The organism is Shewanella atlantica, from assembly GCF_003966265.1.
Classification (GTDB): domain Bacteria; phylum Pseudomonadota; class Gammaproteobacteria; order Enterobacterales; family Shewanellaceae; genus Shewanella; species Shewanella atlantica.
Genome location: NZ_RXNV01000001.1, coordinates 810006 through 835713, shown reverse-complemented (window position 1 = coordinate 835713; position 25708 = coordinate 810006). Strand labels below are relative to the sequence as shown.

Below are 25708 nucleotides of genomic sequence, written 5' to 3'. Positions count from 1 at the left end.
GGCAAATAAAAACCTCTGCGTAAGGAAAACCTAAGAGGCAGAGGCCGTGTTAAGACAAACTATAACGGAAAACCGTTAAATTGCAAATGAATTTTGCGTTAAATGTGCCATGAAAGGACACATTTATAACGCTTATAAATGGCTATATTCTATATGGGTTTAGGTCATTATTAACTGATTATGCTCGATGTTCCTAGCTTAATCACACTGGTTTAAAGCCAATATTACTAATTAAAGAAGATAGATATGGAAACATTAGAAAGTTTATTGCGTGCGTTCGATACCAATATCGTTAACAGCGTCATCTTACTTACAATGGCTGTTGTATTTGGTTTAGGCCTTTGGTTTACCAAAAAGGCGCAGCAAGTTGAGTTTGTGCAGTATGTACCGACGCTATTAACCACTATGGGTATTTTTGGTACGTTTTTAGGTATCGTGCTGGGCTTGCTTGAGTTTAACCAACTTGATATAGAAGCGAGCATTCCGCCCTTGTTAGAAGGTCTTAAAACGGCATTTATTACCAGTTTGGCTGGTATTTTTTCATCGTTAATATTTAAAACCTTATCAACATTTTCCTTTTTAAAACCTAAGCAAGCTGAAGCTAGTATTTCTCAGGCAACACCGGAGGCTATTCTTGGTGCAATGCAAGCGCAGGTTGCAGAAACAAAGATACTTAAAGAAGCTATTGTCGGTAATGAAGATTCTACTTTGTTTGGCCAGTTAAAAATTCTTCGTGGTGACATTAATGATAACGCCAAAATCTCAGTAAAAAATGCGCAAGACCAAGCGACTCGACAACAAGAAAATTTTGAAGAATTTTCTGAAAAGTTGTGGCTTAAGCTGCAAGACTTTGCCGATACTTTATCAAAATCTGCTACCGAACAAGTTATTGAAGCGCTGAAGCAGGTCATTACAGATTTTAACAATAACCTAACTGAACAGTTTGGTGAAAACTTTAAACAGCTCAATGAGGCTGTACATAAGTTAGTTGATTGGCAAGAAAACTATAAGCTTCAACTTGAGCAAATGCAGCTGCAATATGCCCAAGGTGTTGAGTCTATAACGGCTACTGAATCATCGGTTGCGCACATTAGTGAGCAAAGCAAAGTGATCCCTGAATCGATGCATGAATTGAAAGGCGTTATGGAGGTGAATCAGCATCAATTAGCTGAACTTGAACGTCATCTCGAAGCCTTCAAATTGATGCGTGATGAAGCCGTTAAAGCGGTGCCAGAGATCAGAGAGCAAGTTCAGAATACAGTTAATGATATTTCGGCAGCGGTTTCAACTGCCAGTGAACATTACAAATCACTACTATCTGAATCAGATGATTACATCAAAGCGCATGTAAAAACCTCCAATGAACTACTCGAAAAGTTTGCCAATGAAACGGAAAAAGGTATCACCAGTGTCGGTACTCGTTTAACTGAGAGTTCTGAGCTTATCAGTAAAAATATCGATACTGCAGCCAACGAATTTACTGATAACACTGCTCGCACGAACCAGAGTTTGCAAACGAGCTCAGATCATCTTCAATCTCAGACTGAAATAATAAAACAGCACCTGCAAGATGCAGTAAGCGATCTAAATAACACTATGCGCGACATGATCGAGAAGTTAGTCGCTGATGCAAAAGATATTACTTCAACCATGAAAGAAGCGAACCTGAATCTTGTTACCGATACAGAACAAGTCCGTGACACCGTGATTAAGTCAGCTGATAAATTACAGCAAAGATTGAATGAAGTGATTGATGACGCCGCTACACAACAGATCAATCAAGCTAAGCGCACGTTTGATGCTATGGAAGATCAAGTTAAGCAGCAGGTTGGTTTAACAGGTGAGGCGGTCGATTCACAACTTAAACTCATCGATACAGCTATGCAGCAGGAAATTAACCGAGTGATGAATGAGATGGGTCAGGCACTCGCGCAAGTGAGTGGTAAGTTCGTTGATGACTACGTCAAATTGACCAACGCAATGAATGAAGTTGTTAATCAGCGAGTAGCCTAATGGATAAGATATTTGGCACTAGAAATGTGAATCAAGACAGTGGTGACCACTGGTTGACGGTTTCTGATTTAATGGCTGGCCTGATGATGGTGTTTCTGTTTATTGCTATCGTTTTCATGATGATCACCCAAAAGGAAAACGACAAGATTAAGGATGTGGCGGTAGCTTATCAGGAAAATCAGGTCGCAATATTTGAGGCTTTAGAGGAAGAGTTTGAAAAAGACCTCTCTAAATGGGGCGCAACCATCGATAAGGAAACATTGGCATTTAACTTTCAATCGCCGGATGTTTTATTTGCTAACAATGAAACCAAATTAAGTGAAGCTTATAAGGCGATTCTTAATGATTTCTTCCCTCGTTATATTATGGTTTTAGCGCCTTACCGAGACTCGTTGGATGAAATCAGGATTGAAGGGCACACATCAAGTGTTGGGTTACGTGGGTCTACAGAAGCGCAGGCTTACTTTTATAACATGCGGCTGTCACAAGGGCGAACGCGCGCAGTTCTAGAATATGGTTATGCCCTGATGCCTGACGAGGCTAATTGGATTAAGGCTAATATCGCGGCTGTTGGTTTTTCATCGTCTCGTGCGATTATACATGACGGTGTTGAGGATGCAGCTATGTCTCGACGAGTGTCTTTCCGGGCCATTACTAATGCAGATATTCAGATAAAACGGATATTGGAGAGCAACTAAGTGAAGCTTACTGTTGATTTTAGTGCTCTGCATCGTGCTGTCGCGCCGCTTGGTAAAGTGGTGACTGACTTTTCAATAACTAGTCGTGCAGATGAATTAGAAAGTATTGGCAGCCATTTAACCAAAGGGTTGATATTAGGCAGGGATATAGAGCTTAGTGCCATTGATGGTTCTAACGGAATTTTAAATTACGATGGCCATCAAGTAATGCTCTATATACCTGATCAAGGTGACGAAATTCAGTTTGTCTTAGCGGATGGAAAGTTAGGCCGTCGAATTCATGTTGCAGAGTGCTCAACATTGGAGTTCATGAGAGAAACTGGACGTTTTAAGCGATATGATGTGATTAGTCGTATGGATGGACTATTTCCTGTTTTTGGACGTAACTTTAAGTTAAAGCAAGATATTGAAGGTGAAACAGATTTAGGGGTATGTAAAAACTGTTTAAAAATTCTTAATTACAAGGGATATGCAACGCAGAGCTTTGCAATAAAAAATCAAGTATTTAATGACTTCTCATTTGAACAGTTCTTTGAGGTATATAGCTCTTACTTTAAAAGCTTACCTATAAATAGCAAAAAATCGTCGAGTAACTATACAGCTGATTGGCCTTCAATTTCGGCTAAGTTGAGAAGTGAATTAAATTACACTTGCGAGCAATGTGGTGTTGAATTAACGAATGAGTCTAAGCTATTACACGCTCATCACATTAACGGTAATAAGTCTGATAACGGGCCTGAAAACTTAAGGGTGCTTTGTGCCGATTGCCATAAAAAACAACCACACCATGGTCATATCTATGTTAGTAATGAAGATGTCCTAAAAATCAATAAACTACGGCGCGAGCAACATAAATTTGATGTGTTTGACTATAATAATGTCCGTGAATGCGCTGATACAGCCTTAGATGGTCTCCTTCAAAAGTGCCAGTCAACGAGATTACCTGGTGCTGAGCTAGGCATTGTTATCAATGATAACGGCAATATGATTGCAATCGATCTTTGTTGGCCAAGAAGGAAAGTTGCAGTGCTTATCAACATGGCAAATGCACAAGTGTTACGAACCCATGGATGGAATGTTTTTACAGCTTTTGATGCCTTAAATGAGTTTGAAAAGTTTCAGGCAAAAGTTCGATGATTTTCATAAGGCTTTTACATGTTAAATTCAGAACAAATTCATAAAATAATACTTAAAATAATAGGGGCTGATGATAGCCATAATCATCCTTCCTATGCTTATGAGCACTGTCTCGATAAAGAATCATATATTTATGTTAAGCATAAACCAGATCGAATAGTCGTTAAGCAACCGCTTGTTCTTCACCCAAACATCATAAATTTGAAAGGTAAGGTAGATGCAATAGAGGGGGTTGAGACGGATTGGCAGATAACTAAAAATACTAGTTTTCGTCGGTTACCTAAATTTGAGGGTAAATCACAGTATGGTTATGCTTTTAATGTTGAAAATGAACACGCTATTCAACAATTGTTGTCATTAATAGGGCAAGCTAATCAATCTAGTGAAGATATTGATACAGATAAAACTGAAGTGGGTAATCAAGTGACAGCATTAAATCAAATCTTATATGGACCACCTGGCACAGGTAAAACCTACAATACAATCAATCAAGCGCTTGCTATTGTCGAGCCTGCTTACCTCTCTGAACACCAGCATGACCGTATTAAAATCAAAGCGCGCTTTGATGAACTTGTTGCGAGCAATCGTATTGGATTTGTGACCTTCCACCAGAGCTTTAGCTATGAAGATTTTGTCGAAGGGTTAAAGGCTAACAGCGATAACGGTGTACTGTCATACAGTGTAGAGTCTGGGGTGTTTAAAACAATTTGTTCTCAGGCGACATCTGGTGTTGTAAATAATGGATTGAATGACTCATATGAAGTTGTCAATATGACTACTTCCTTGCATTCATTTGTAGAAGAGTTAGCTAATCAATCTAAAATTTTCAAAACAAAAACGGGTAAAGAATTTAGTGTTAAAAACTGTTCTGGTTTCAATGATAAGGTCACAATTACTTTGTCAACGGATCAGTCGTATGATCTTAGTAAAAATAATTTTGAAAAAGCATATTCGTACCATGGTACTTGGACTGATATTTCAAACCATTCCTACATATTTCCTATTCTTAGTTATTTAGAAGAAAATCATGGGTTACACAAATCAAACACACATGAATTCAAATTAAATGATGAGCTAGCACTAAGCTATACCCCCTATGTACTGATCATCGATGAAATCAATCGTGGCAATATTTCGAATATCTTTGGTGAATTGATAACGCTTATTGAGCCCAGTAAACGTGCTGGTGGAACTGAAGCACTATCGGTCAAATTACCATACTCTAAAGAGTCGTTCTCTGTTCCTTCTAATCTACATATCATCGGCACCATGAACACGGCTGACAAATCGCTGGCTCAGGTTGATATTGCGCTTCGTCGTCGATTTGAGTTCGTTGAGATGATGCCAAAGCATGAGTTGCTTGAAGATATTGATGTTGAAGGTATCAATATAGCGAAGCTACTTGAAACCATTAATCAGCGCATTGAGCTGTTATATGACCGTGAACATACCATCGGTCATAGCTTCTTCTTGCCGTTAAAAAATGACCCCACTATTGAACGTTTGGCACGTATATTTGAGCTCGAAATATTACCTTTGCTAGAAGAATACTTTTTTGAAGACTGGGAGCGTGTAGGGCAAGTTCTAGGTGATCATCTCAAATCTGATATCAGCTTGAAGTTTATTGAAGAGAAGTTTACTGAGGCTTCAGTATTGGCATTGATGGGTAACGACTGGTCACAAGATGGCATAAGACCTTACCAACGAAATAATGCTGCATTGCTTAACCCTGAAGCATATAAAGGCATTTATGACTCGCAACAAGGTTAACAATGTCACTGTTAGGGAGTATGCCTTATTAACTAACGGTGGTAATAACCACTGCATAGATTGCCACTCAATACCTAAGTCAGCTTTTGAGTGGTTATTGGCTAATGGTGTCAGTAATGGCGATAGTCAACGTGAATTAGTTAAAGCAAAGCGTCACGGTTCGTCAGTGGCGTTACAGGTGATTAATTTTGTTGGCGTACTTGAAACGCCATGTCGAACCCGTATTGAGATTTTGCCTAAGACTTCTACTGAAAAATGTGATCCTGAGATCGCCCGTAAAACCCTGATAAAGATGTTAGCGCGAGTTGAAAAGTTAAAACTGGAGGAGTTTCAGCAGTCTAATCTACAGCTGTTGAAGCAACCGCTATATGAACTACTAATTACTCACTTTTTAAAGGCGGTCTCTAAACTAGTCAAGCAAGGTATTAGAAGCGAGTACCAACGTGTAGAGCGCGAATCCCCCTATCTTAAAGGTCAGTTACAAGTTGCCAAGCAATTAAGGCAGCGCCCAGGCCGCCAGCATTACTTCCATGTCTCTCATGATATTTACCATGCTAACCGTGCCGAGAATCGCCTTCTGCATTCATCATTAAAGCAAGTGCTTAAGTGGTCGAAGTTGAGTGCTAATCAACGATTAGCAAGTGAGCTGCTGTTCGTATTTAACGATATTGAGTTGTCGGTGAACCATGCTAATGACTTTAGGCGCTGGAGGGATGACAGATGTCTTGCGCACTACCGACCACTAAAACCTTGGTGTGAGCTTATTCTTAGCTACCAGTCACCTGTTGCAATGGCTGGCAGCCATTGCGGACTATCTTTTTTGTTTCCGATGGAGCAGCTGTTTGAGAAGTACGTTGCTAAACAGCTGTCGCGTCAATTACCACCAGCATTAAAATTAAAAGAGCAAGTTTCTAGTCAGTGTTTGACCCACCATCAGGGAGAAGACTGGTTCAGGTTAAAACCTGACATTGTGATTTATGATAAAGAACGTGTTGTTACCGTGATGGATACCAAGTGGAAGTTGTTAGATGCTTCACTCAATACCACAAAGCACAAATACAACTTGAGCCAGTCAGATATGTATCAACTGTTTGCCTACGGCGAGAAGTACCTTGATGGTCAAGGTGATTTGTATCTGATCTATCCAAAGCACCAAGGGTTCACAGAGTCCTTAGCCTGTTTTGAGTTTACACCTGGTTTGAGGCTGCATGTCGTACCCTATGATCTCGAAACTGACTATTGTCCGTTGGAAAGATTAAACTCAGAGCAGTTAACCGAAGGTGTAGCATGACTAGTGCCTAAATCCTTTGCCGTTTGGTCATGGGGGAGGCTTGTACCAAGTTTGGTACGAGGGGGGATTACCGCCCTAGTTGTATTCCACCAGCAAAGCCGACAATCCGATAAACCTTCTCACGGGGATGCTTGTCGTAGCTTATATGCTAAATGTAATACAATGGGCTGTATGTGGGCTCAGATTATTCAGCGGCTGGATTGAAGTGGTATGGCTACCGGCTATTACATGAGAGCTGGGGAGTCGTGTTAGAAAGTTCAGAGGACTAAGCGTACTCTTCGGGATTGATTTTAGGGTATACATGTATAAACTGGCTAAATTGAAATTATCGCCAAACGTTAACGAATCCCAAGTCAATCGAATTGAAGTTTTTAACTATATATTTTTCAAAGAGTATAACTCCTCAGGCATCACTTTCTGAGCAGCATGGTTGTGCTCAGTTCTTTATTGACAATTATGGTGATTCGACACGGCCTTCCACCAAACATCAAAAAGTATCAACTGACTTTAGCATTCGAAATCGTGCCAAACTTTTAGTTCAGGCTATTAATGACTTGTGCAGCACTTTTAAACTTGGTTTAGAAGTGAACGACAACGATACCGTAACAAATAGACCCCACATTCTACTACTTAAAGCTCTTGGTTTTAGTGACCTTATGCTATTCAGGGTAAGCCAATGCTCTAACTATAACCTGCTTCTGTTTGAAAGGTGCAGCCCAAATTAGCTATTAATAATTAATTTGTTTCGGCTGCAATACTCCTTTTAAATTGAAGAGGTTATTGCAATGGCAAAACTAAATAGCACAGCAGAAAAAAAACAGGTAAACCAAAAAGGAAAGCAAGAGGTTATCGAGCAGCTGAATGTTTTAGGTGAGGGGCGTTATGTCGTTCATGATATCCCTGATTTTATGAATGAGGATTCCCGCTGCATCGTCAAATGTACAAACACTGAGAACTCTCACGGATTGGGAACCGAATTCCAAAAACCTTGGATACCTACCATTGGCACTCTTAAAAACAGAATCCAACCTGGATGTCCCAAGTGTGCAGGAAATTATCGAAAAACTAAGGCGGAAGCTATTCAAGCGGCGCAGGATGCTGTAACCAGCCGCGCTGTGCAGGGTGATGCTGAAGTTGGCACCCTAACCATAATTGGAATTGAGAACTACAAGAATAACTCGTCAGCTGTCCTGTTAACTTGCTCCATACATGGAGATTGTTGGGCATTTGGAACCCCCTTCAAGCCGAAGTTAGCTAAGGTGCTTCACGAACTTTATTGCTGCCCAAAATGCTCCTTGAAATACAAACGCACTGAGCAAGAAGCCTTGGATGAGATCAAAGTTGTGGGACAAGGTAAGTACACTCCCTTATCAATTGATGATTATAAAGGTATTAGTTCCAAGGTTTATGTTTCTTGTGATATCTGTGGCCCTGGGTGGCAATTCTCCCCAACACCATGGAAGCCAACAATAGAGAGGTTGTTACAGGGGGCGGGCTGTCCACAATGCTCTGGTAACTATAATTTCGATTATCAGCGTGTATTCTTAAAAGTATCGTCAGCATTGCCTGATAATCTCTCTTTAGTTGATATCCCGGAATATGAAAACTCTGAGTCTCGCCTAATGTTAAGGTGTGTTGTTCATGGTGAATGCTGGGAATGGGCGAGGCCGTGGATGCCTTCTGTCAATAAGGTAAGAACTATAAAGGGGTGCCTTAAATGCAATGGTCAATACCAAAAAACAGAACCGGAAAGCCTAGAGAGGCTTAATCAGGTATGTGCAGAAGGCATTACAGTCGTTGGCTTTAAAGTGTTTTGTGGGAATGCCTCACTTTGCCTTGTTGAGTGCGAAAGCCATGGCCCAGGATGGTTGTTTGGTCATCCATATTTACCGACTCCTGATATCATAAGTAAGGGCCATGGTTGTCCCAAATGCGCTGGTTTATATAATCCTACTCCATCAGAGCTAATTTGTGAAATCGAGGCTCTAGGCAAACATCGCTATAGATTGGTATCTCCACCAGTATCCACAAAAGCTCATTCGCGAGTCGATGTTCAGTGCATCCATGACAATAAAATTTGGTCGCCAAAGATAACTCAGTTACGTCGTGGGCATGGATGTCCTGTTTGTGGAAGGTCTTTGTCTAACATTATGGAAGTGCGTGACTCCCTTGAACTTCAGGTGCTACCGCGTAGAGTATATTGGATTCACTTTAAAACATCTGAAGGTCAATCATTCTGGAAGATTGGAGTTACACAATATTCATTATCAACCCGGTTTCTTCGGTGTAACCTTTTAAAAGATAGTGTTGAAATCGTAGGGCAGGAATATATCGAAACCACGAACTTGCTAGCACTGCTAACGGAGTCCTATGTTTTACGTATGTTTTCTTATGACTCGATAGATATGCAAGATGTCCTTAAGTTTGTCGGCGGTGGCACGGAATGCTTTAAGCATGATGTTATTGGCATTGATACTGGAGGGTTAGAAGCAATTTTCAACAAAGTTAAAGCTAACCAGTCAGAGATCTTGAAGTCATTCGGTTTTTAAATATCAGTACTATCAGGTAGTACTGACAAAAACGAGAAGGGGCTGTTAAGCCCCTTTTTCATTCTAGTTGCTCCTAGTTCTTCCTAGTTCTTGATATACGAAATATCAGTCTACATATAGCTAGCGCTAACCAGCGCGGTCTTGCGCAGTCCTGAAAATGCCTGCTGAGTTGGGCAATAATCCCCCACAGCTTCGAGCCTTGAATATTGACCCTGGTATGCATATTTATCATACCGTTCAAACTACCTAGTGGTAACTACATCTTGCAACGCTATCATCCGCAGTATCGACGCCGCATACATTGCCGCATCACTCTCGCATTTATGCAGCTGGTCGACTGCATTTATGTACAGTTTATAATATCTCTTATTAAATGCCTTGCTTGTGACCTTTTCCCCTACCAACACTGAAAAATCCTTAGCCAGGTTTTTAGGCGTCAGTATTGTCTTACCTGTGCCACAGCAAGCTTGGCACTCATTGAGTGTTCGATAACGTTTACTGTATCGTTCTCCTACTCCATTGCAAGACTGGCAGCGTAATGAGCCACACACTTCACGCCAGACTAACAGAGCTAACGCGTCTGCTGAAGCTTGGTTTAACCCGTGGGCAATCATCTTTAACTTGACTCCGTTTATTAACGTGCGGCCTGCAGCTTCACAACCTGCGATTTCTGATTCGAGTACCATTAAGCCTATTGGGTGCTTCTTTTGCACTTGAGCTAGTACGCCTAGAGCATCATCCTTGTTGAACGGTGATAAACACCCATAACGAGGTTCAAAGCCAGGAGTTCTAACCGCTGTTATTCTGAGTAGTCGCTCAATTGATATAGTCATTTAATCTCCAGATTACCCCTAGTCGGCCATACAGCGTAATTGATACAGCAACACGATTATCTTTATTGGATGAGTGCTGCCACCAGTTGTTTAAGTACCCCAGTCTAAGCCGTATGAGGATTTGAGCTTTAGAAGTCTGAAGTCAGGGGTTGGTCCATTAGTTTTTTCTTGTAAATGCTGCACAACCTTAATCTCTTCGAGGGTTATTTACAATCCTTTTTCATTGTGAAAACAAGGCTAAGTCGGGGAAGAGGTGGCTGGGATTCAGCAACTGAGATGCTTGACTCAAGGTTATTATGTAAACCTCCATTTTCTGTCTCATCTCCCGAGTTTAAGCGCTTTTGGCGTTTTTCACCTTCTACTTTTAATGAGCACTTAGGTACCTAAGTACTCACCAAGTGGTCGAAAACTGTCTGAGCTTTTCTTATCTTGTGAGCGTCGAAACAAGAATGAGGAAAGAGATATGTATCCGCAAACTCCACGCCTACTAACTATTAAGCAAGTGTGTAAATTGGTGAATCGTGATCGTCGTACGATTTGGAAATGGGTCAAGGATGGGATCTTTATTAAGCCGGTGAAAATGCAGGGACGCACGGTAGGATTTCGGGAAAAAGATCTTATCGAATGGATTGAAAACAACGGTGAATAGCCTTATTCATCAGTCAGGAATAGATAAGTTGAGATTGAAGCTTACCTATCAGGACCAATTATCACGTTATTTGCGCCTTTTATTGGAGATAAAAAAGCTATGAATTTGAGTTGATGGCCTTGTGGTATCTAGGGTTGAAGAGATATGGATAGGGCGAAAAGTTTGGGTAATTAGTAATAGAGGCCAGACCATAATCTTAAAATCAACAGATACCACAGGAGTCATTTCAGAGAGCGCCACGTCAGTTACAGCAAAAGTACCCTGAGAAACAAGGTTGATTAACAGAATCGCATTCTTTGTTAAGACTGTTCGGTGCTCATTTTCAAATTTGTATTATGCAGTTCCATAAGCAGGTAATTATCAACGCTTTATAGGGGTGTTCAATGGACGATGTGCTGTATCGAAAAAATAAATATGTGACGAAAATCCCTTACTTCACATACAGAGATGAAGTTTGGCAGATCAATACTCGGCATGGTGGAATCTATACCAAGATGCTGAAAGCAATAATTGATCAGATGCTGGCAATGCTTAGCTATGACACTAAGCTCTTTGTGTGCCGTTTTGACTTGCACCAAATACATGGCACCGTTGATAGTAGTCATCTAAGTACATTTATACAGGCACTGAAAGCGAGGCTGACGAGAGAGTATGGTTTTCGTCATATTGGATATGCTTGGTGTAGGGAAAAAGCAAGTGCTCAGGCTCAGCATTATCATCTGGCACTGATGTTGGAGGGTCATAAGATTAGGACAACTTATCGGATGGCGAAGCTGGTGTTAGCAGAGTGGATTAAGGCTGGTGGTAGTTCTATCCATAGGTGCAACTACCATAATGTTACTCTCCAATCTGAGAGTCTAATGGATGCGGTGCTACATTTGAGTTATTTGGCTAAGGTGGAAGGCAAGTCAGGTATACCTTCTAGGTACAAAGCTTTTAGCCCTAGCCGCTTAAAAGCTCGCACCCAAAAGAGAGGCTGTGAGTAGCAATATGCAGAGACTAGGGACAAAGGTTATTTTTATTTTTGCCCCTCGAAGTAATCGGTATGACTGGCGTACACTTCTTTTGGTTGTATGGCGGTGGGGGCGTATAGGTTGAGTGGCCCCTATAAAAGTTGATTACTAGAAGGTTCCCAACTCTGTAGATGGCTTTTTTTTCACTCATGGCTGCTTCCAATATCGTAGGTGTTGGTAGGTACAGAAATACTATGACCAATTATTGTCTAGATTTCGAGATATGCCACATTTACTGGTGGTTGGATGTTATAAACATAGCTATTAGATGGTTTTCATTGTGCAAGCTAGTGCATGATGTAGCATTTTTGACCTAGGCAGTTTTAGCTAACTGCAGTAATAACTACAGTAATTCTATTAGATGATGTGAATGAGTATTAACTGGTGTGCGTTGATAGTTATTTTCCAGACACAAAAAAGCCCATCTTATCAATGGGCTTTTCCGTTTGAATCTATGGTGGCCCCTCCCAGACTCGAACTGGGGACCTGACGATTATGAGTCGTATGCTCTAACCAACTGAGCTAAGGGGCCTACTTAAGGAAGTCGTCACTACCGAAAGCGAACAGAAGTATACGAGGTTTAAATGCCGTTGTCACCCGTGATCTTCTAAGAAATCACAACTTTGAATTCAACTGCTTATCTGTTAATCAATATACCTTGGCTTTAGCCGAATTCTAATCAAAAAAAACCTGCCGGTTAGGCAGGTTTTATTATTTGATGATCTAGCTTGCTAAGAATTACTCGTCCAGGAAGGATTTCAATATCTCTGAGCGTGAAGGGTGGCGTAATTTACGCAGTGCCTTCGCTTCAATCTGACGAATACGCTCACGGGTAACGTCGAACTGCTTACCAACTTCTTCAAGTGTATGGTCAGTGTTCATATCGATACCGAAACGCATACGCAGTACTTTTGCTTCACGGGCTGTTAGGCCTGCAAGTACTTCGTGAGTTGCGTTCTTCAAGCTTTCGCCAGTCGCAGAATCCAATGGAAGTTCGAGGGTTGTATCCTCGATGAAATCACCTAAGTGCGAATCTTCGTCATCACCGATAGGGGTTTCCATGGAGATAGGCTCTTTGGCAATCTTCAATACCTTACGGATCTTATCTTCAGGCATTAACATACGCTCAGCCAACTCTTCCGGAGAAGGTTCGCGACCCATCTCTTGAAGCATTTGACGAGAGATACGGTTAAGCTTGTTGATAGTCTCAATCATATGAACCGGGATACGGATCGTTCTTGCCTGATCGGCAATAGAGCGAGTGATCGCCTGACGGATCCACCAAGTCGCATAAGTCGAGAACTTATAACCACGACGGTATTCAAACTTATCTACCGCTTTCATCAAGCCGATGTTACCTTCTTGGATCAGATCCAGGAACTGTAGACCACGGTTGGTGTACTTCTTAGCGATTGAGATAACCAGACGTAAGTTTGCCTCAACCATCTCTTTCTTCGCACGACGAGCCTTAGCTTCACCGATTGACATACGACGGTTGATATCTTTGATAGAAGCGATCGCAAGACCGGTTTCCTGCTCGATTGCGTCAAGTTTTGCACGACAACGACGGACATCCGGCTCAACCATCTCTAAACCTTCGACATAAGGCTTCTTAGAGGCAAGTTCTTCGTTAAACCATTCGATGCTACTTTCGTTGCTGGTGTATACCTTAACGAAATTCTTCTTTGGCATCTTAGCTTGTTCAACACAAAGCTTCATGATTAGACGTTCTTGAACACGAACCTTGTCCATCATAGCGCGCATGTTTTTAACTAAGCGGTCGAACTGCTTAGGCATTAGGCGGAACTCTTTAAAGAGTTCGCCAATTTCAAATAGCGCTAAGGTAGACTCTGGATGGCCACGTCCCTTAAGAGCGATGACCTTCAGTGTATTTTCGTGCACTTCTCTTAGTTGAGTAAAGCGCTCTTTAGCTTCTTCAGGATCCGGACCTTTTGGACCTTCCTCTTCATCTTCGTCATCTTCAGCTTCATCGTCTTCATCATCTAATTCTTCATCAGAGAGTTCAGAACCAACGTGAGTCGCCGTAGGTGCAACATCATCGGCATTTGGATCGACAAAGCCTGAGATGATATCAGATAGTCTGACTTCTTCGGCTTCATAGCGATCGAACTGCTCAAGGATCATCGAGATCGCTTGTGGGTACTCGGCAACCGAGGCTTGAACCGTGTTGATCCCTTCTTCAATACGCTTAGCGATAACAATTTCGCCTTCACGGGTAAGAAGTTCAACGGTACCCATTTCACGCATATACATACGAACCGGGTCGGTTGTACGGCCTAATTCGGCTTCTACCGTGGCAAGTGCAGCGGCAGCTTCTTCGGCAGCATCTTCATCGGTGCTGTCTTCAGACATCATGATTTCATCAGCATCCGGCGCCTGTTCGTAGACGCGAATACCCATGTCATTAATCATCTGGACAATATCTTCGATCTGGTCGGCATCGACCATATCTGCAGGCAAGTGATCGTTCACTTCTGCATAGGTTAAGTAACCTTGCTCTTTACCTTTGGCTAGCAACAATTTAAGTTGCGACTGAGGAGTTTGCTCCATAGATATCATCCAAGTTGGGTAACTGTTAAAACGACGCGCAAAACATTGCCGCGCAAATCGTCAATTATAGCCTTGTGCGCTTCCTTGTGCCAGTCAAAGCGCTTACTTTTGAGACAGAAACTGCCTTAATTTTAGCCTTTTATGACTGAGATTAGCTTAGTCAGCTGAATCCTTTCTTCTTTAGTATGGTTCTGTTTTAGACTCAACTCCTGATAACGTTGTTCAATATATTGATTGTTCAACCAAATCAGGGTTTTTCTAAACTCTTGCTGTAAGTTTTCATCCGCCACTTGATGATCCCATTGGGTCAGTTTTTTCAGGGTGCTGAGTTGTTTATCGCCCCTGAACTGCTCAAGTAGTTGTGCGCTGTGTTTTACTTTCACACGAGTTTCGTCTAACAAGAGGATCAGCAGTTCAATGCCGGCCATCTTTAGGTGTTTAAGCGCTGGTTGTTCTGGCAGTCCTTCACCAAGACTAGGATGTTGTACCAGCAAAGCGATGGCTAATCGCAATGGGGTTCCACGTCCTTTTAACGCTTTATTTTGAAGAGGCTTTACTTGTTCTTTTGAAGAGAAACCAAGTTTCCGCTTTAGCTCTTCCGCACCGTTCATACCCAGTTTATAGGCCAAGTTTTCGAGCAATAAACTTTGTAGAACGGTATCTTGTATCTTCTCTGTCAGAGTAATGGCTTGCTTGGCCAACGTCCCTTTATCTGAGCCATATCGCTTGGCTAAGGTTTCAAAAAGAAACTCGGGTAGTTCCTGCGCATCATTAACCTGATTTTCGAATACTTCCTTGCCTACCTGACGAACCATAGTGTCCGGGTCTTCACCTTCAGGCAGGAACATAAATTTGACTTGGTTACCGGGCTTAAGCAAAGGTAATGCCGTTTCAAGAGCACGCCACGCCGCTTCGACGCCTGCTTTATCCCCGTCATAGCAACAGATCACTTCTTTAGCGCTGCGTAGCAGTAGCTGAAATTGCTCTGCTGTGGTTGAGGTCCCCAAAGAGGCGACCGCATAGTCGACGCCAAATTGTGCCAGTGCAACCACATCCATATAACCTTCAACAATGAGTACCTGCTTGGGGTCTCTATGGCGCTGTTTTAGCTCATAGAGTCCATATAGCTCATTGCCCTTATGAAATATGGGCGTTTCCGGAGAATTCAAGTACTTTGGTGTGCCGTCGCCTAAAACTCTGCCACCGAAACCGATAACCCGGCCTCTTCTGTCACGAATGGGGAACATAAGCCTGTCACGAAATCTGTCGTAACGTTTGCCATTATCGTTCTCAATCACCATTCCGGCAGTAAGTAACTTGTCTTGTGCATCCTGATTTTGACGGTAACGGCCTAATAAACCATTCCATCCATCGGGAGCAAATCCAATATTAAAGTGTTCAACCACTTCATTGGAGAGTCCTCGATGTGTTAAGTAATCGAGGACCTTTTGTTTGTCATTATGTTGTCTTAACTGGCTTTGAAAATAGAGGCTTGCCTCTTCCATTAACTGGTAGAGGTCGCGACTTAAACCTTCATCGCGTTTTGGGCCTGTGCCTTGCTCTCTTGGGACTTCAACGCCCAATTGGCCAGCGAGATCTTCAATCGCATCGATAAAATCGAGTCGGTCGTACTCCATGACAAAGTCGATGACATTTCCATGGGCACCACAGCCGAAGCAATGATAAAACTGCTTATCTCGACTAACGGTAAAAGAGGGCGATTTTTCGCTGTGAAACGGACAACAGGCAGAATGATTCTTACCCGCCTTTTTCAGGGGTACTTTTGCGTCGATAAGATCGACAATATCGATTCGAGCTACTAGCTCATTGATAAAATCACGAGGTATCGCCATTAGTTTGGTAAATGCCGCCTTTCGCGAAGATAAAACAGAAACAATATAAACAAACAAGCCGTGCAAGAGCACGGCTTATTCACGCATCAAATACTAATTACTTAAGTTTAGCTCTGATCATAGCGCCTATTGCCGCCATATCAGCTCTTCCTAAGACCTTAGGTTTTAACGCTCCCATTACTTTACCCATATCCGCCATGGAGGATGCACCCATTTCAACAATGCTTGCATCAACTAGCGAGACAATTTCCTCTTCGGAAAGAGGTTTAGGCAGGAAGTGTTCAAGAACTTGAATCTCCGCTGCTTCAATATCTGCTAGTTCATCACGTCCGGCCGCACTATATTGTGCAATCGAATCGCGACGCTGTTTAACCATTTTGGTTAAGACCGCTATAGCTTGGTCGTCAGTCAGAGTTTCGCGGGTATCCACTTCAATCTGCTTAACGGCGGCTAGTGCCATACGAATAGTCCCCAAGCGCACCTTATCTTTGGCACGCATGGCTTCTTTCATCTGGTCTTTTAGCTGATCAACTAGGCTCATAAGAGATTAGTATAAACGTACGCGACGCGCATTTTCGCGAGAAAGCTTCTTAGCAAGACGCTTAATTGCAGCGGCTTTAGCACGCTTACGTGCAGTAGTTGGCTTCTCGTAGAATTCACGAGCGCGAACATCAGCTAAGATACCGGCTTTTTCACAAGAGCGTTTAAAACGACGTAGAGCTACGTCAAATGGTTCGTTATCGCGTACTTTAATTATTGGCATACGCCATCACCCCTTAGGTGTAGTTTGTAATGAGTCAATCACTTGACCCAAGTTAATTTAAAAATGGTGCGGAATTCTATACCGACTTAACACCTTTTGTAAAGCCCCTATTGCGATCCTATTCTAAGATCTTTCTGGTAAATTGATCTTTTTTCAGATCCTGCCTCATGTAGGTGCGATCCCTTAATTCTATCTGATGAGAATAGAATGATTAAGTCTATTGGTATAATTAAAGCACAGGAGGTAGAATTAGCAGCCTTTTATGACAGTTTGACGGGATATGATGCGGGTTTTAGGTATTGAAACATCTTGCGATGAAACAGGGGTCGCTGTTTTTGATGACGAGCAGGGCTTGTTGTCTCATACATTATATAGTCAGGTAAAACTTCATGCCGATTACGGCGGAGTCGTCCCTGAGCTGGCTTCCAGAGATCATGTAAGAAAGATTGTTCCATTGGTGAAGCAAGCGCTTGCCGATGCAAATTGTACCTTAGATGATATCGATGGTGTTGCTTATACCAAGGGCCCTGGACTTGTCGGAGCCCTACTTGTTGGTGCCTGTGTGGGCCGTTCGTTAGCCTATGCTTGGGGAAAGCCTGCTGTCGGTGTGCACCATATGGAAGGTCATTTGCTCGCACCTATGCTTGAAGATGATGTGCCTGAGTTCCCTTTCTTAGCGCTGCTTGTCTCCGGTGGACACTCGATGCTGGTCGGCGTAGAGGGAATTGGTCGATATGAAGTGCTCGGTGAGTCAGTCGATGACGCCGCCGGTGAAGCATTCGACAAAACAGCAAAACTGATGGGACTCGATTATCCGGGCGGGCCGCGTTTGTCAAAGCTCGCAGCAAAGGGAGAGACAGGACATTATCGTTTTCCTCGTCCTATGACCGACAGACCTGGACTCGATTTCAGTTTCTCGGGGCTTAAGACATTTGCGGCCAATACCATTGCCAAGGAACCCGATGATGAACAGACGCGCGCTAACATTGCCCGCGCCTTTGAAGAAGCTGTGGTCGATACTCTTTCCATCAAGTGTCGCCGTGCACTGAAGCAGACGGGTTATAAGCGTTTAGTCGTTGCCGGTGGTGTGAGCGCCAATGCTCGTTTACGTACAACCTTGGCCGAGACCATGCAGGCCCAGGGCGGTCAAGTTTATTATCCTCGCGGGGAATTCTGTACCGATAACGGTGCCATGATTGCCTATGCCGGTTTACAACGACTTAAGGCCGGTCAGATAGAAGACTTAGAAGTTAAGGGTGAGCCTCGCTGGCCACTGGATACGCTGCCCGCGGTATGATCCTGAGGAGCGAAAAATCTTAAGGTGTAAGCTGTAAGTCATTAGTAAACACCTCGTCTGTTTTCAGGCGGGGTGTTTTTTTATGTTTGAAGAACTCGAACTTAGAACTTAGGACTTGAGGTTTTAGCGTCTTTCGGCTTTATTTATCATCTATTGAACCGCATACTTTTGACTCGCAACTCGCAACTCGCAACTCGCAACTCGCAACTCGCAACTCGCAACTCGCAACTCGCAACTCGCAACTCGCAACTCGCAACTCGCAACTCGCAACTTTCTTAGCTCTTTTTCTTCCGCGATACCTTCGTTTCTTCGCCTTTGAGCAATCTGTGTATGTTATCCCGATGGCGAATAAGGATTAAGGTCGATAGCATGGCGACGGGAATGGTAAATCTCTCATCTAAAAACCAGGTATAGACGGGGGCGAGTATTGCCGTTGTGATGGCTGCCAGGGATGAATAACGGCTGATTAGTACCATTAGGATCCAGGTCGCCATCAATGCCAGAGCAAGTTCATGGCCGATAGGGGCCATGGCACCGAATGCGGTTGCAACCCCTTTACCACCCTTAAACTTGAAGAAGATGGGAAAAATATGGCCTAAGCAGGCTGCAATAGCGATAACGCCGAGTGCGACATGATCTATGCCTAACCTGAATGCGAGATAAGCGGGGAGGGCACCTTTGAGCATATCAAAAAATAGCACCATGGCGGCCGAGCTGGCGCCACCTATTCGCAGCACATTCGTTGCACCGGGGTTGCCGGACCCCTCAGTTCTTGGGTCGGGTAAGCGACGCAATCGACACACAAGTACAGCACTGGAGATCGAACCGGCCAAATAGGCGGCCAATATCATTCCCAGAGTGAGTGCTGTTATGGTCAAATTGGTTTCCTTACCCTTCTTAAGGTATCATCGCGCCACAATAAACTTTACCCAATATTTCCTCTTTATTACTCGGTCGTAATTAAGGGAATATCCGGGCAGTAAAATCTCTCTTTAGAGGCTTATCCTACTTGGGTTTGAACCCGTTAGAAAGAGAGAACGAACAATATCACTGATAAGATTCGGATTATATCCTCTTTATTCGATTTAGCTTATCTGACCTCAGTGGTAAATGACCAAAAATCTATGGCTTCATGAAATAAAAAATCAGAAACCGTCATAGAGAGAATTCACATTCGGAGATGTCATGGACAGGGTTTTAATACGACAGTTAAAGATTGAAACTGTTATCGGAGTTTATGAGTGGGAAAAAAAGATCCACCAAAGCTTACTTATCGATCTCGATATGGCCTGGGATAACAAACCCGCTGCGGCGAGTGATGATTACCAACATGCACTCTGCTATGAAACGGTTTCTAACCGCCTCACAGCTTTAATCACCGAAAAGCCGATTGAATTGATCGAAACGGTAGCCGAGATGACCGCTAACTGCTTAATGACCGAGTTCGATGTGCCTTGGGTGAAGGTGACCGTCATGAAACCCGGAGCCGTACCGAGCGCCGCTGCAGTGGGTGTCGAAATCGAGCGGGGTCAGTGCTAGATGTCCGCGCGAGTCTTTATCAGTTTAGGCAGTAATATTGAACCGCAGCGCTACCTTAAGGCTGCCTTAAGTGAGCTTAGTTACCATTTTGGGGAGCTTACACTCTCATCTGTTTATGACAGTGAAGCAGTAGGGTTCGATGGTAGTAACTTCTTGAACATGGTTGTAGCGGTCGATACCAGTCTGAGTATTTCAGAGGTCGTGAGCCTGTTTAAAAGTATAGAGCGCAATCATGGTCGTCTGGTCGGAGCCAAAAAGTTTGCACCCAGAACATTAGATCTCGATCTGCTGCTTTATGATGATGTCGTTACCCAAGCTCCTGTCGAGCTTCCAAGAGCCGAAATCACCAAAAATGCATTTGTGCTCTGGCCAATGGCTGAGGTTGCCCCGGATTTGTTACATCCCGTATTAGAGCTAAGCTACCAAGCTCTGTGGGATGAGTATGACAAAACAGAGCAAAAACTTTGGCCGGTTCCGTTTGTCTGGGCACCGTCTTAAGCATCGATTTTCTGTTTCAGCTCAGGTTTTTTTTCAGAGACAGTTTTATTTTTCACAATTGTTTTTACGTTTCAGATATTATTTTTAAAGGATAACTATGGATACCTTTCAGGTCATAGTCTTGGCCCTTATTCAGGGCTTGACTGAGTTCTTACCTATCTCCAGCTCTGCTCATCTCATTTTACCGTCGCAACTTCTGGGCTGGGAAGATCAAGGTTTGTCATTCGATGTCGCGGTAAATACAGGCTCCTTGCTTGCCGTGGTTATGTATTTCAGGCATGAGCTGTGGTCTATGTTCAGAGCCTGGACCGACAGTATTATCACCCGGAAACAGACCGATGAGAGCAAACTTTCCTGGTGGATCATTCTTGCGACCATTCCGGCCGTTATTGTCGGTTTCACCGCAAAAGACTTTATTGAAACTTACTTAAGAAATACCGCTGTCATCGCGACAACCACGATAGTGTTTGGCTTGCTTCTATGGTGGGCGGATAGGATGTTCAGACCGGGGTTTACAGAATTTCAGGTCGGTTGGAAAAAGGCATTGGTTATCGGTATCGCCCAGGCTATGGCACTCATTCCGGGAACGTCGCGCTCGGGAGCAACGATCACCGCCGCATTAATGCTGGGACTCAGCCGTGAGGCCGCTGCCCGATTTTCATTCTTGATGTCTGTTCCGGTTAGTTTAGGTGCGGCCATATTGGTGACTAAAGATCTTTTATCGAGTGGATTGGCGATAGATTACCAGGCCTTGTCTTTGGGGATTATCGTGTCATTCGTTGCGGCCTATACTTGTATTCATCTGTTTTTGAAACTTATCAGCCGCATGGGGATGACTCCTTTCGTTATCTACCGTTTGGTATTAGGCGCAATACTCTGTGCATTTCTGTTTGCTTAAGCCGACTATTTTACGAAGAACCCTGTGCTCATCGTTATTGAAAGAGAAATTATGAAAAGTATCTACTTATGCCCTGTATGTGACCAACCTCTGTTAATTCATGAGGAGTCTGGGGGGCTGCATTGTTCTAAGAAACACCACTTTGATAAAAGCACCAATGGTTACTGGATCTTTAGCCAAGCTAAGAAGCCGCAGATCGATTCCAGACAGGTAATGCGCGCCAAACGGTTCCTGTTAGAGTCGGGTATTTTTATGCCGGTGGTCGAAAAGCTTGCAGCTTTGCTCAACGCAGCAGAGTTGAACGAAGGAGAGGTTAATTACCTCGACTATGATTGCGGAGAAGGATATTACCTGCGTGAGCTCAAAGCTAAGCTTGCTCAGAGTGGCGAAGGTAAGTCACTTGCCAAGAGGCTGAACTCTTATGGGATAACCGAGGCTGAGAATGCACTCTTCTCTGCCGCTAAAATTCAGTCCGAGGCGAGAGCCAAACTAACTGCCGATGATATGCCTGACAGTGATGCAGAGTCAGACACGACCTTTATTGTCAGTACCTTGAAGAAGTTGCCTCTTGCTAGTGAGAGTTTAGATCTCGTGACTCTGATTGATAAGCAGCTCAAAGGTAAAGAGTTGATTAGGGTATTAAAACCAGGTGGTCTCTTGGTCCAGGTGTCTCCGGCTCCTCGTCATCTATGGCAGCTCAAAGAATATATCTATCCTGATATGCAGGAGAAATCGCTTAATATTCCTCAATCTGGTGAACTGGAGCTGCTTCAAACCGAGCGTGTCAGCTTTAAACTTGCTGTTGATGGTAATCAGGCTTTAGCGCTACTGGAGATGACTCCTTATGCGTGGCGAGCCAATGACAAGGTGCGTAAGCAGATAGCTGCCGCGTCGTTTGAGGCGTTAGAGATCGACTTTGTTATCACCTTGTCGAAGAAGAGATAATGACAGTGGGCGTTTTCTTCTGGGCATTAGCGAGCGCTCAGGTTAATCTTTAGACTCAGGTAATGTAATCGCTTCTTGCTCAGCACTGGATATCAAAGAAGTGTGAGTAACAACGAAGAAAGTAAAATTATTTAAACAGAACAGGAAGTAGAAATACCGATGATGCGAGTAATGATGTGGTTCATCTTAAGCTTAATTCCTGCAGTGACCCTGGCGAATGTATACCCATTGCCAGAGAAGGGCAGCCGTCTTATCGGTGAAGTCCAGGAGCATGTGGTAGAGCAGGGCGACTATTTTCAAACCATAGCGAAAGAGTACAACATAGGTATTCTGGAGTTGATGGAGACAAACCCGGGTGTCGATCCGTTTCTTCCGGCTGTGGGTTCTAAGCTTGTCATCCCGACTCAGATGTTGCTTCCCGATGTACCGAGAAAAGGGATAGTGATTAACCTGCCTGAACTTCGTCTCTATTATTTTCCGACAAATGGTAAAGAGGTGCATGTTTTCCCTGTGGGCATTGGGCGTGTAGGTCGTGAAACTCCTGAGATGGTGACTAAGATTAAGTCAAGGATCCCCAACCCTAGCTGGACGCCTCCGGCGAGTATACGCCGTGATCATCTTATCGAACGCGGTGAAGTGTTGCCGCGCGTCGTGCCGGCAGGACCAGACAATCCATTAGGTAAGTATGCCATGCAGCTCTCTCACGGAGACGGCAGTTATCTCATTCATGGTACCAATAAAGATTTTGGTGTCGGCATGCGTGTCAGCTCCGGCTGTGTACGTTTAAATCCTGACGATATTGAATGGTTGTTCCATCAGGCAAAATATGGAGATTCGGTGAGAGTGATCAATGAAACCGTTAAGATCTCCTCTGAGCCCGACGGAAGTCAGATCATCGAAGTGCATTCGGCACTTTCTAAGTCAGAGTCTGATAAAACGCGTGAGAAGGTCGTTTCTATGAAGGCGGGGATAGTGAAATTTATTAGCCAGGACGGGATCGATAGCTTTAAAGCCAATGATGCGCTATTAACTCAAAATGGTTTACCGGTAAATATTAGCTCAATGGATGACTCAGACAGTATCACCCCCTCCATGGATATTGAATCAGCCGCCAGCGCCGAATCTAGCGTCAGCGAAAATGAGCCATCAGCCAGTTTATAGCCCTCAGCCAGTTTATAGCTCTTAGCCAGCTATAGCCTTTGTTAATTGCTATTAGCAAGGTTTACGTGAACAGAGCGTCCCAAGTGGGCGCTTTTTTATTGGCTTAAAACGGGTAAATGCTTGAGGCGACGATCGTTATTCTGAGCTCATTTATTAGAGAGTTTGAACCAGCTTGAGTGCTTGGGTTGTAAGCGACAAGTTTTAGTGCCAAGAGATACTTGAGGAGAATTGCTTAGGTTTTTAACTGTTATGTTGGAAGTAGACTGGAAAGTTATGAGGGGGGGAGAGATATCGGCAACACTGACGCATTGCCGATACAGACAAATTACTTCTTGTAAGAAGAAGCAACGTTGTCAAGACGATCATTTGCGCGCTTAGCTTCTGCTTGTGCGTCCATAGCAGCTGCTTTTGCATCTTTAACGTCTGCAGAAAGAGCACCTTGCTCTGACTTCAGAGAGCTAACTTCAGATGATAGTTGGTCAACTTTGTTGCCAAGGTTAGCTACGCTTTCTTCAAGAGCAGTAGTGTTTGCACAGCCACCTAGAAGGGCAGTCATTGCTACACCAGCAATCATCAGTACTTTTTTGTTCATTGGGAAATCCCTTTAAATTAGGTTGGATTGAAATGGAACAGCCGCAAAATACGCCTGCAACATGTTAATTATGTCATAGCTATTTTATTTTGCTATGAATTTTCACCCTTAGGTTTGAATACATTAGCGAATATCGGCTTAAATGCAAGTTCAATGACTAATTTTCAAGCATTAGTTCGAAGTTTTATGCAAATAAGCCCGTTGTTGTATTCAAAGTGAGCCTAATGTGAAATCGTTTGATTAAAGCTTTGTTTTATTTCTGCGACAGTTTCAATGCGTTTTAACTGCAACTGAGCTTTAATCTCTGCTCCTTTAAAGCCCGCGTCTATGATGGGCTTTACTTCAACCTTGTTCGCAGCCATAAAACATTGTTTGAAGTAATCGGCTTGTGGGTAGGCCCAATCTTCCTGGCCTAACCGTCCCTTGGCATCGGCTTCACAGGCGAGAGCAATCTGCTCGAGTCGTTCGGGTTTGCGCCACAGATCGGCCTTATCGAATATCTTAACTAAGGTGTCGGGCCTTAACTCCTCAATCTGGTGAATGTTCTGATGAAGGTCGCTGACGAGCAGAGCCAGATCTCTATAGTCATTGGGTACCCTGACTCTGGCACAAAGCGCCTTGATAAGGGCCAAGCCCTTTTGACCATGACCGTGATGTTTGGGCAGGTGCTCTTTCGGGCTTAAGGCTTTGCCCAGATCGTGAACCAAAGCTGCAAATCGCACCGCGTTATCATTACTCAGCTTCGCGGCCTGTTCTAACACCATCAGGGTATGTATGCCTGTGTCTATCTCCGGGTGCCATTTTACCGGTTGAGGCACACCGAACAGGGCATGGATCTCCGGAAACAAGATGGCCAGCGCATCGCACTGATTGAGTACATGAATAAACAGGTGAGGGCTATCAGTTGCTAAGGCCTTATCTAATTCCAGAAAAACCCGTTCGGCAGTCAGGGCCTCAAGTTCACCGCTGCGGCTGATTTGAGTCATCAGCGCCAGTGTTTCGTCTGCAATGGTGAAGCCTTGTCGATGAAAACGCGCGGCAAAGCGTGCCACTCTGAGCACCCTCAGGGGATCTTCGACGAAGGCATCGGAGACATGCCTCAATACTCTATTGTTAATATCGTCGACGCCGCCATAGGGATCGTATAACTGCCCCTGCTCATCTTGAGCTATGGCGTTGATGGTGAGATCGCGCCTGAGCAGATCCTCCTCCAGGGTGACATCCGGGCTGGCATGGCAGCTAAAGCCTCCATAACCGACACCGGTTTTACGCTCCGTACGGGCCAGAGCATACTCCTGCTGGGTCTCAGGATGTAAGAATACGGGGAAGTCTTTGCCGACCTGGCGATATCCCATCTCGAGCATCTGCTCCGGGGTTGCACCGACGACCATATGATCGCGATCTTTGACTGTAAGGTTAAGCAGGTTATCGCGAACGGCGCCGCCGACGAGGTAGAATTTCACTATTAATTCGCTTTTGTTACACAGGTGAGACTAATTCAAGATTATCACGCATTGTCTATCGAGCCGCAACAAAACCCGATTGAGTCGACTTCATTTGTAAAATATACGTCTATTGACCTCATTTTTCCCCGCATTTTTTGACATGCCGGGCCGTTAGCTTTAGTTTTAACTGTTT

At 43.7% G+C, this 25708-nt stretch carries 22 protein-coding genes and 1 tRNA gene; 14 read left to right on the top strand and 9 right to left on the bottom strand.

Features of this window, described 5'->3' with window-relative positions:
• Window positions 1–246: 246 nt before the first annotated feature.
• The 6 genes from EKG39_RS03595 to EKG39_RS03570 all read left to right on the top strand — a co-directional run bounded on the left by EKG39_RS03595 (window position 247) and on the right by EKG39_RS03570 (window position 9458).
• Window positions 247–2013: a MotA/TolQ/ExbB proton channel family protein gene (locus tag EKG39_RS03595; protein ID WP_126504278.1), complete on the top strand. Its 1767-nt coding sequence runs from the start codon at window positions 247–249 to the stop codon at window positions 2011–2013.
• Complete coding sequence (locus EKG39_RS03590) at window positions 2013–2711, top strand: OmpA family protein (protein WP_126504276.1); 699 nt, start codon at window positions 2013–2015, stop codon at window positions 2709–2711. Before EKG39_RS03595 ends, EKG39_RS03590 begins: the two co-directional genes overlap by 1 nt.
• On the top strand, window positions 2712–3848 hold the full coding sequence (locus tag EKG39_RS03585) for an HNH endonuclease (RefSeq protein ID WP_126504274.1): 1137 nt from the start codon (window positions 2712–2714) through the stop codon (window positions 3846–3848).
• An 18-nt stretch (window positions 3849–3866) separates the two neighbouring features.
• Window positions 3867–5618 carry an McrB family protein gene (locus EKG39_RS03580; RefSeq protein ID WP_126504272.1) on the top strand — a complete coding sequence of 584 codons (1752 nt, stop codon included), beginning with the start codon at window positions 3867–3869 and terminating at the stop codon, window positions 5616–5618.
• On the top strand, window positions 5599–6909 hold the full coding sequence (locus EKG39_RS03575; RefSeq protein ID WP_126504270.1) for an McrC family protein: 1311 nt from the start codon (window positions 5599–5601) through the stop codon (window positions 6907–6909). The genes EKG39_RS03580 and EKG39_RS03575 overlap by 20 nt, the downstream gene beginning before the upstream one ends.
• Window positions 6910–7694: 785 nt before the next feature.
• On the top strand, window positions 7695–9458 hold the full coding sequence (locus EKG39_RS03570) for a hypothetical protein (RefSeq protein ID WP_126504268.1): 1764 nt from the start codon (window positions 7695–7697) through the stop codon (window positions 9456–9458).
• 242 nt (window positions 9459–9700) lie between these two features.
• Here EKG39_RS03570 and EKG39_RS03565 read toward each other — a convergent pair whose 3' ends face one another.
• Window positions 9701–10291 (bottom strand): hypothetical protein, encoded by a 591-nt coding sequence (locus EKG39_RS03565; RefSeq protein WP_126504266.1) that lies wholly within the window; start codon window positions 10289–10291, stop codon window positions 9701–9703.
• Window positions 10292–10754: 463 nt separating this feature from the next.
• On the opposite strand from EKG39_RS03565, the gene EKG39_RS03560 reads away from it, so the two are divergent.
• A complete protein-coding gene (locus tag EKG39_RS03560) occupies window positions 10755–10940 on the top strand; it encodes a helix-turn-helix transcriptional regulator (protein WP_126504264.1) in 186 nt (61 codons plus the stop codon).
• 383 nt (window positions 10941–11323) lie between these two features.
• Window positions 11324–11926, top strand: coding sequence for a YagK/YfjJ domain-containing protein (locus EKG39_RS03555; RefSeq protein WP_126504262.1), 603 nt, complete (start codon window positions 11324–11326; stop codon window positions 11924–11926).
• A gap of 482 nt (window positions 11927–12408) precedes the next feature.
• Here the strand turns inward: EKG39_RS03555 and EKG39_RS03550 are convergent.
• From EKG39_RS03550 to rpsU, 5 genes are all read right to left on the bottom strand, one after another.
• Window positions 12409–12485: transfer RNA gene (locus EKG39_RS03550), tRNA-Ile, on the bottom strand.
• Window positions 12486–12691: 206 nt separating this feature from the next.
• On the bottom strand, window positions 12692–14524 hold the full coding sequence (gene rpoD, locus EKG39_RS03545) for an RNA polymerase sigma factor RpoD (protein WP_185817510.1): 1833 nt from the start codon (window positions 14522–14524) through the stop codon (window positions 12692–12694).
• Between the two features lie 131 nt (window positions 14525–14655).
• A complete protein-coding gene (dnaG, locus tag EKG39_RS03540; protein WP_126504258.1) occupies window positions 14656–16377 on the bottom strand; it encodes a DNA primase in 1722 nt (573 codons plus the stop codon).
• A gap of 97 nt (window positions 16378–16474) precedes the next feature.
• The gene (locus tag EKG39_RS03535; protein WP_126504256.1) at window positions 16475–16918 is read right to left on the bottom strand and encodes a GatB/YqeY domain-containing protein; all 444 of its coding nucleotides are present in this window, start codon (window positions 16916–16918) and stop codon (window positions 16475–16477) included.
• Between the two features lie 6 nt (window positions 16919–16924).
• Window positions 16925–17140, bottom strand: coding sequence for a 30S ribosomal protein S21 (rpsU, locus tag EKG39_RS03530; protein WP_012141422.1), 216 nt, complete (start codon window positions 17138–17140; stop codon window positions 16925–16927).
• 283 nt (window positions 17141–17423) lie between these two features.
• Here rpsU and tsaD point away from each other — a divergent pair, with 283 nt between their 5' ends.
• Window positions 17424–18437 carry a tRNA (adenosine(37)-N6)-threonylcarbamoyltransferase complex transferase subunit TsaD gene (gene tsaD / locus EKG39_RS03525; protein ID WP_126504709.1) on the top strand — a complete coding sequence of 338 codons (1014 nt, stop codon included), beginning with the start codon at window positions 17424–17426 and terminating at the stop codon, window positions 18435–18437.
• Between the two features lie 275 nt (window positions 18438–18712).
• On the opposite strand, the gene plsY is transcribed toward tsaD, so the two are convergent.
• Window positions 18713–19315, bottom strand: a complete 603-nt coding sequence (gene plsY / locus EKG39_RS03520) for a glycerol-3-phosphate 1-O-acyltransferase PlsY (RefSeq protein WP_126504254.1) — start codon at window positions 19313–19315, stop codon at window positions 18713–18715.
• 307 nt (window positions 19316–19622) lie between these two features.
• Between plsY and folB the strand changes: the two genes are divergently transcribed.
• From folB to EKG39_RS03495, 5 genes are all read left to right on the top strand, one after another.
• A complete protein-coding gene (gene folB, locus EKG39_RS03515) occupies window positions 19623–19976 on the top strand; it encodes a dihydroneopterin aldolase (RefSeq protein WP_126504252.1) in 354 nt (117 codons plus the stop codon).
• Window positions 19977–20474 carry a 2-amino-4-hydroxy-6-hydroxymethyldihydropteridine diphosphokinase gene (gene folK / locus EKG39_RS03510; protein ID WP_126504250.1) on the top strand — a complete coding sequence of 166 codons (498 nt, stop codon included), beginning with the start codon at window positions 19977–19979 and terminating at the stop codon, window positions 20472–20474. It begins immediately after the preceding gene.
• 97 nt (window positions 20475–20571) lie between these two features.
• Window positions 20572–21372, top strand: coding sequence for an undecaprenyl-diphosphate phosphatase (locus EKG39_RS03505; RefSeq protein WP_126504248.1), 801 nt, complete (start codon window positions 20572–20574; stop codon window positions 21370–21372).
• A 51-nt stretch (window positions 21373–21423) separates the two neighbouring features.
• Complete coding sequence (locus EKG39_RS03500) at window positions 21424–22317, top strand: putative RNA methyltransferase (protein WP_126504246.1); 894 nt, start codon at window positions 21424–21426, stop codon at window positions 22315–22317.
• Between the two features lie 159 nt (window positions 22318–22476).
• Window positions 22477–23478, top strand: a complete 1002-nt coding sequence (locus EKG39_RS03495) for a L,D-transpeptidase family protein (RefSeq protein ID WP_126504244.1) — start codon at window positions 22477–22479, stop codon at window positions 23476–23478.
• 325 nt (window positions 23479–23803) lie between these two features.
• Here EKG39_RS03495 and EKG39_RS03490 read toward each other — a convergent pair whose 3' ends face one another.
• Both EKG39_RS03490 and EKG39_RS03485 read right to left on the bottom strand, forming a co-directional pair.
• Window positions 23804–24070, bottom strand: a complete 267-nt coding sequence (locus EKG39_RS03490; protein ID WP_012141430.1) for an Lpp/OprI family alanine-zipper lipoprotein — start codon at window positions 24068–24070, stop codon at window positions 23804–23806.
• Between the two features lie 221 nt (window positions 24071–24291).
• Window positions 24292–25533, bottom strand: a complete 1242-nt coding sequence (locus tag EKG39_RS03485; protein ID WP_126504242.1) for a multifunctional CCA addition/repair protein — start codon at window positions 25531–25533, stop codon at window positions 24292–24294.
• Window positions 25534–25708 lie beyond the last annotated feature (175 nt).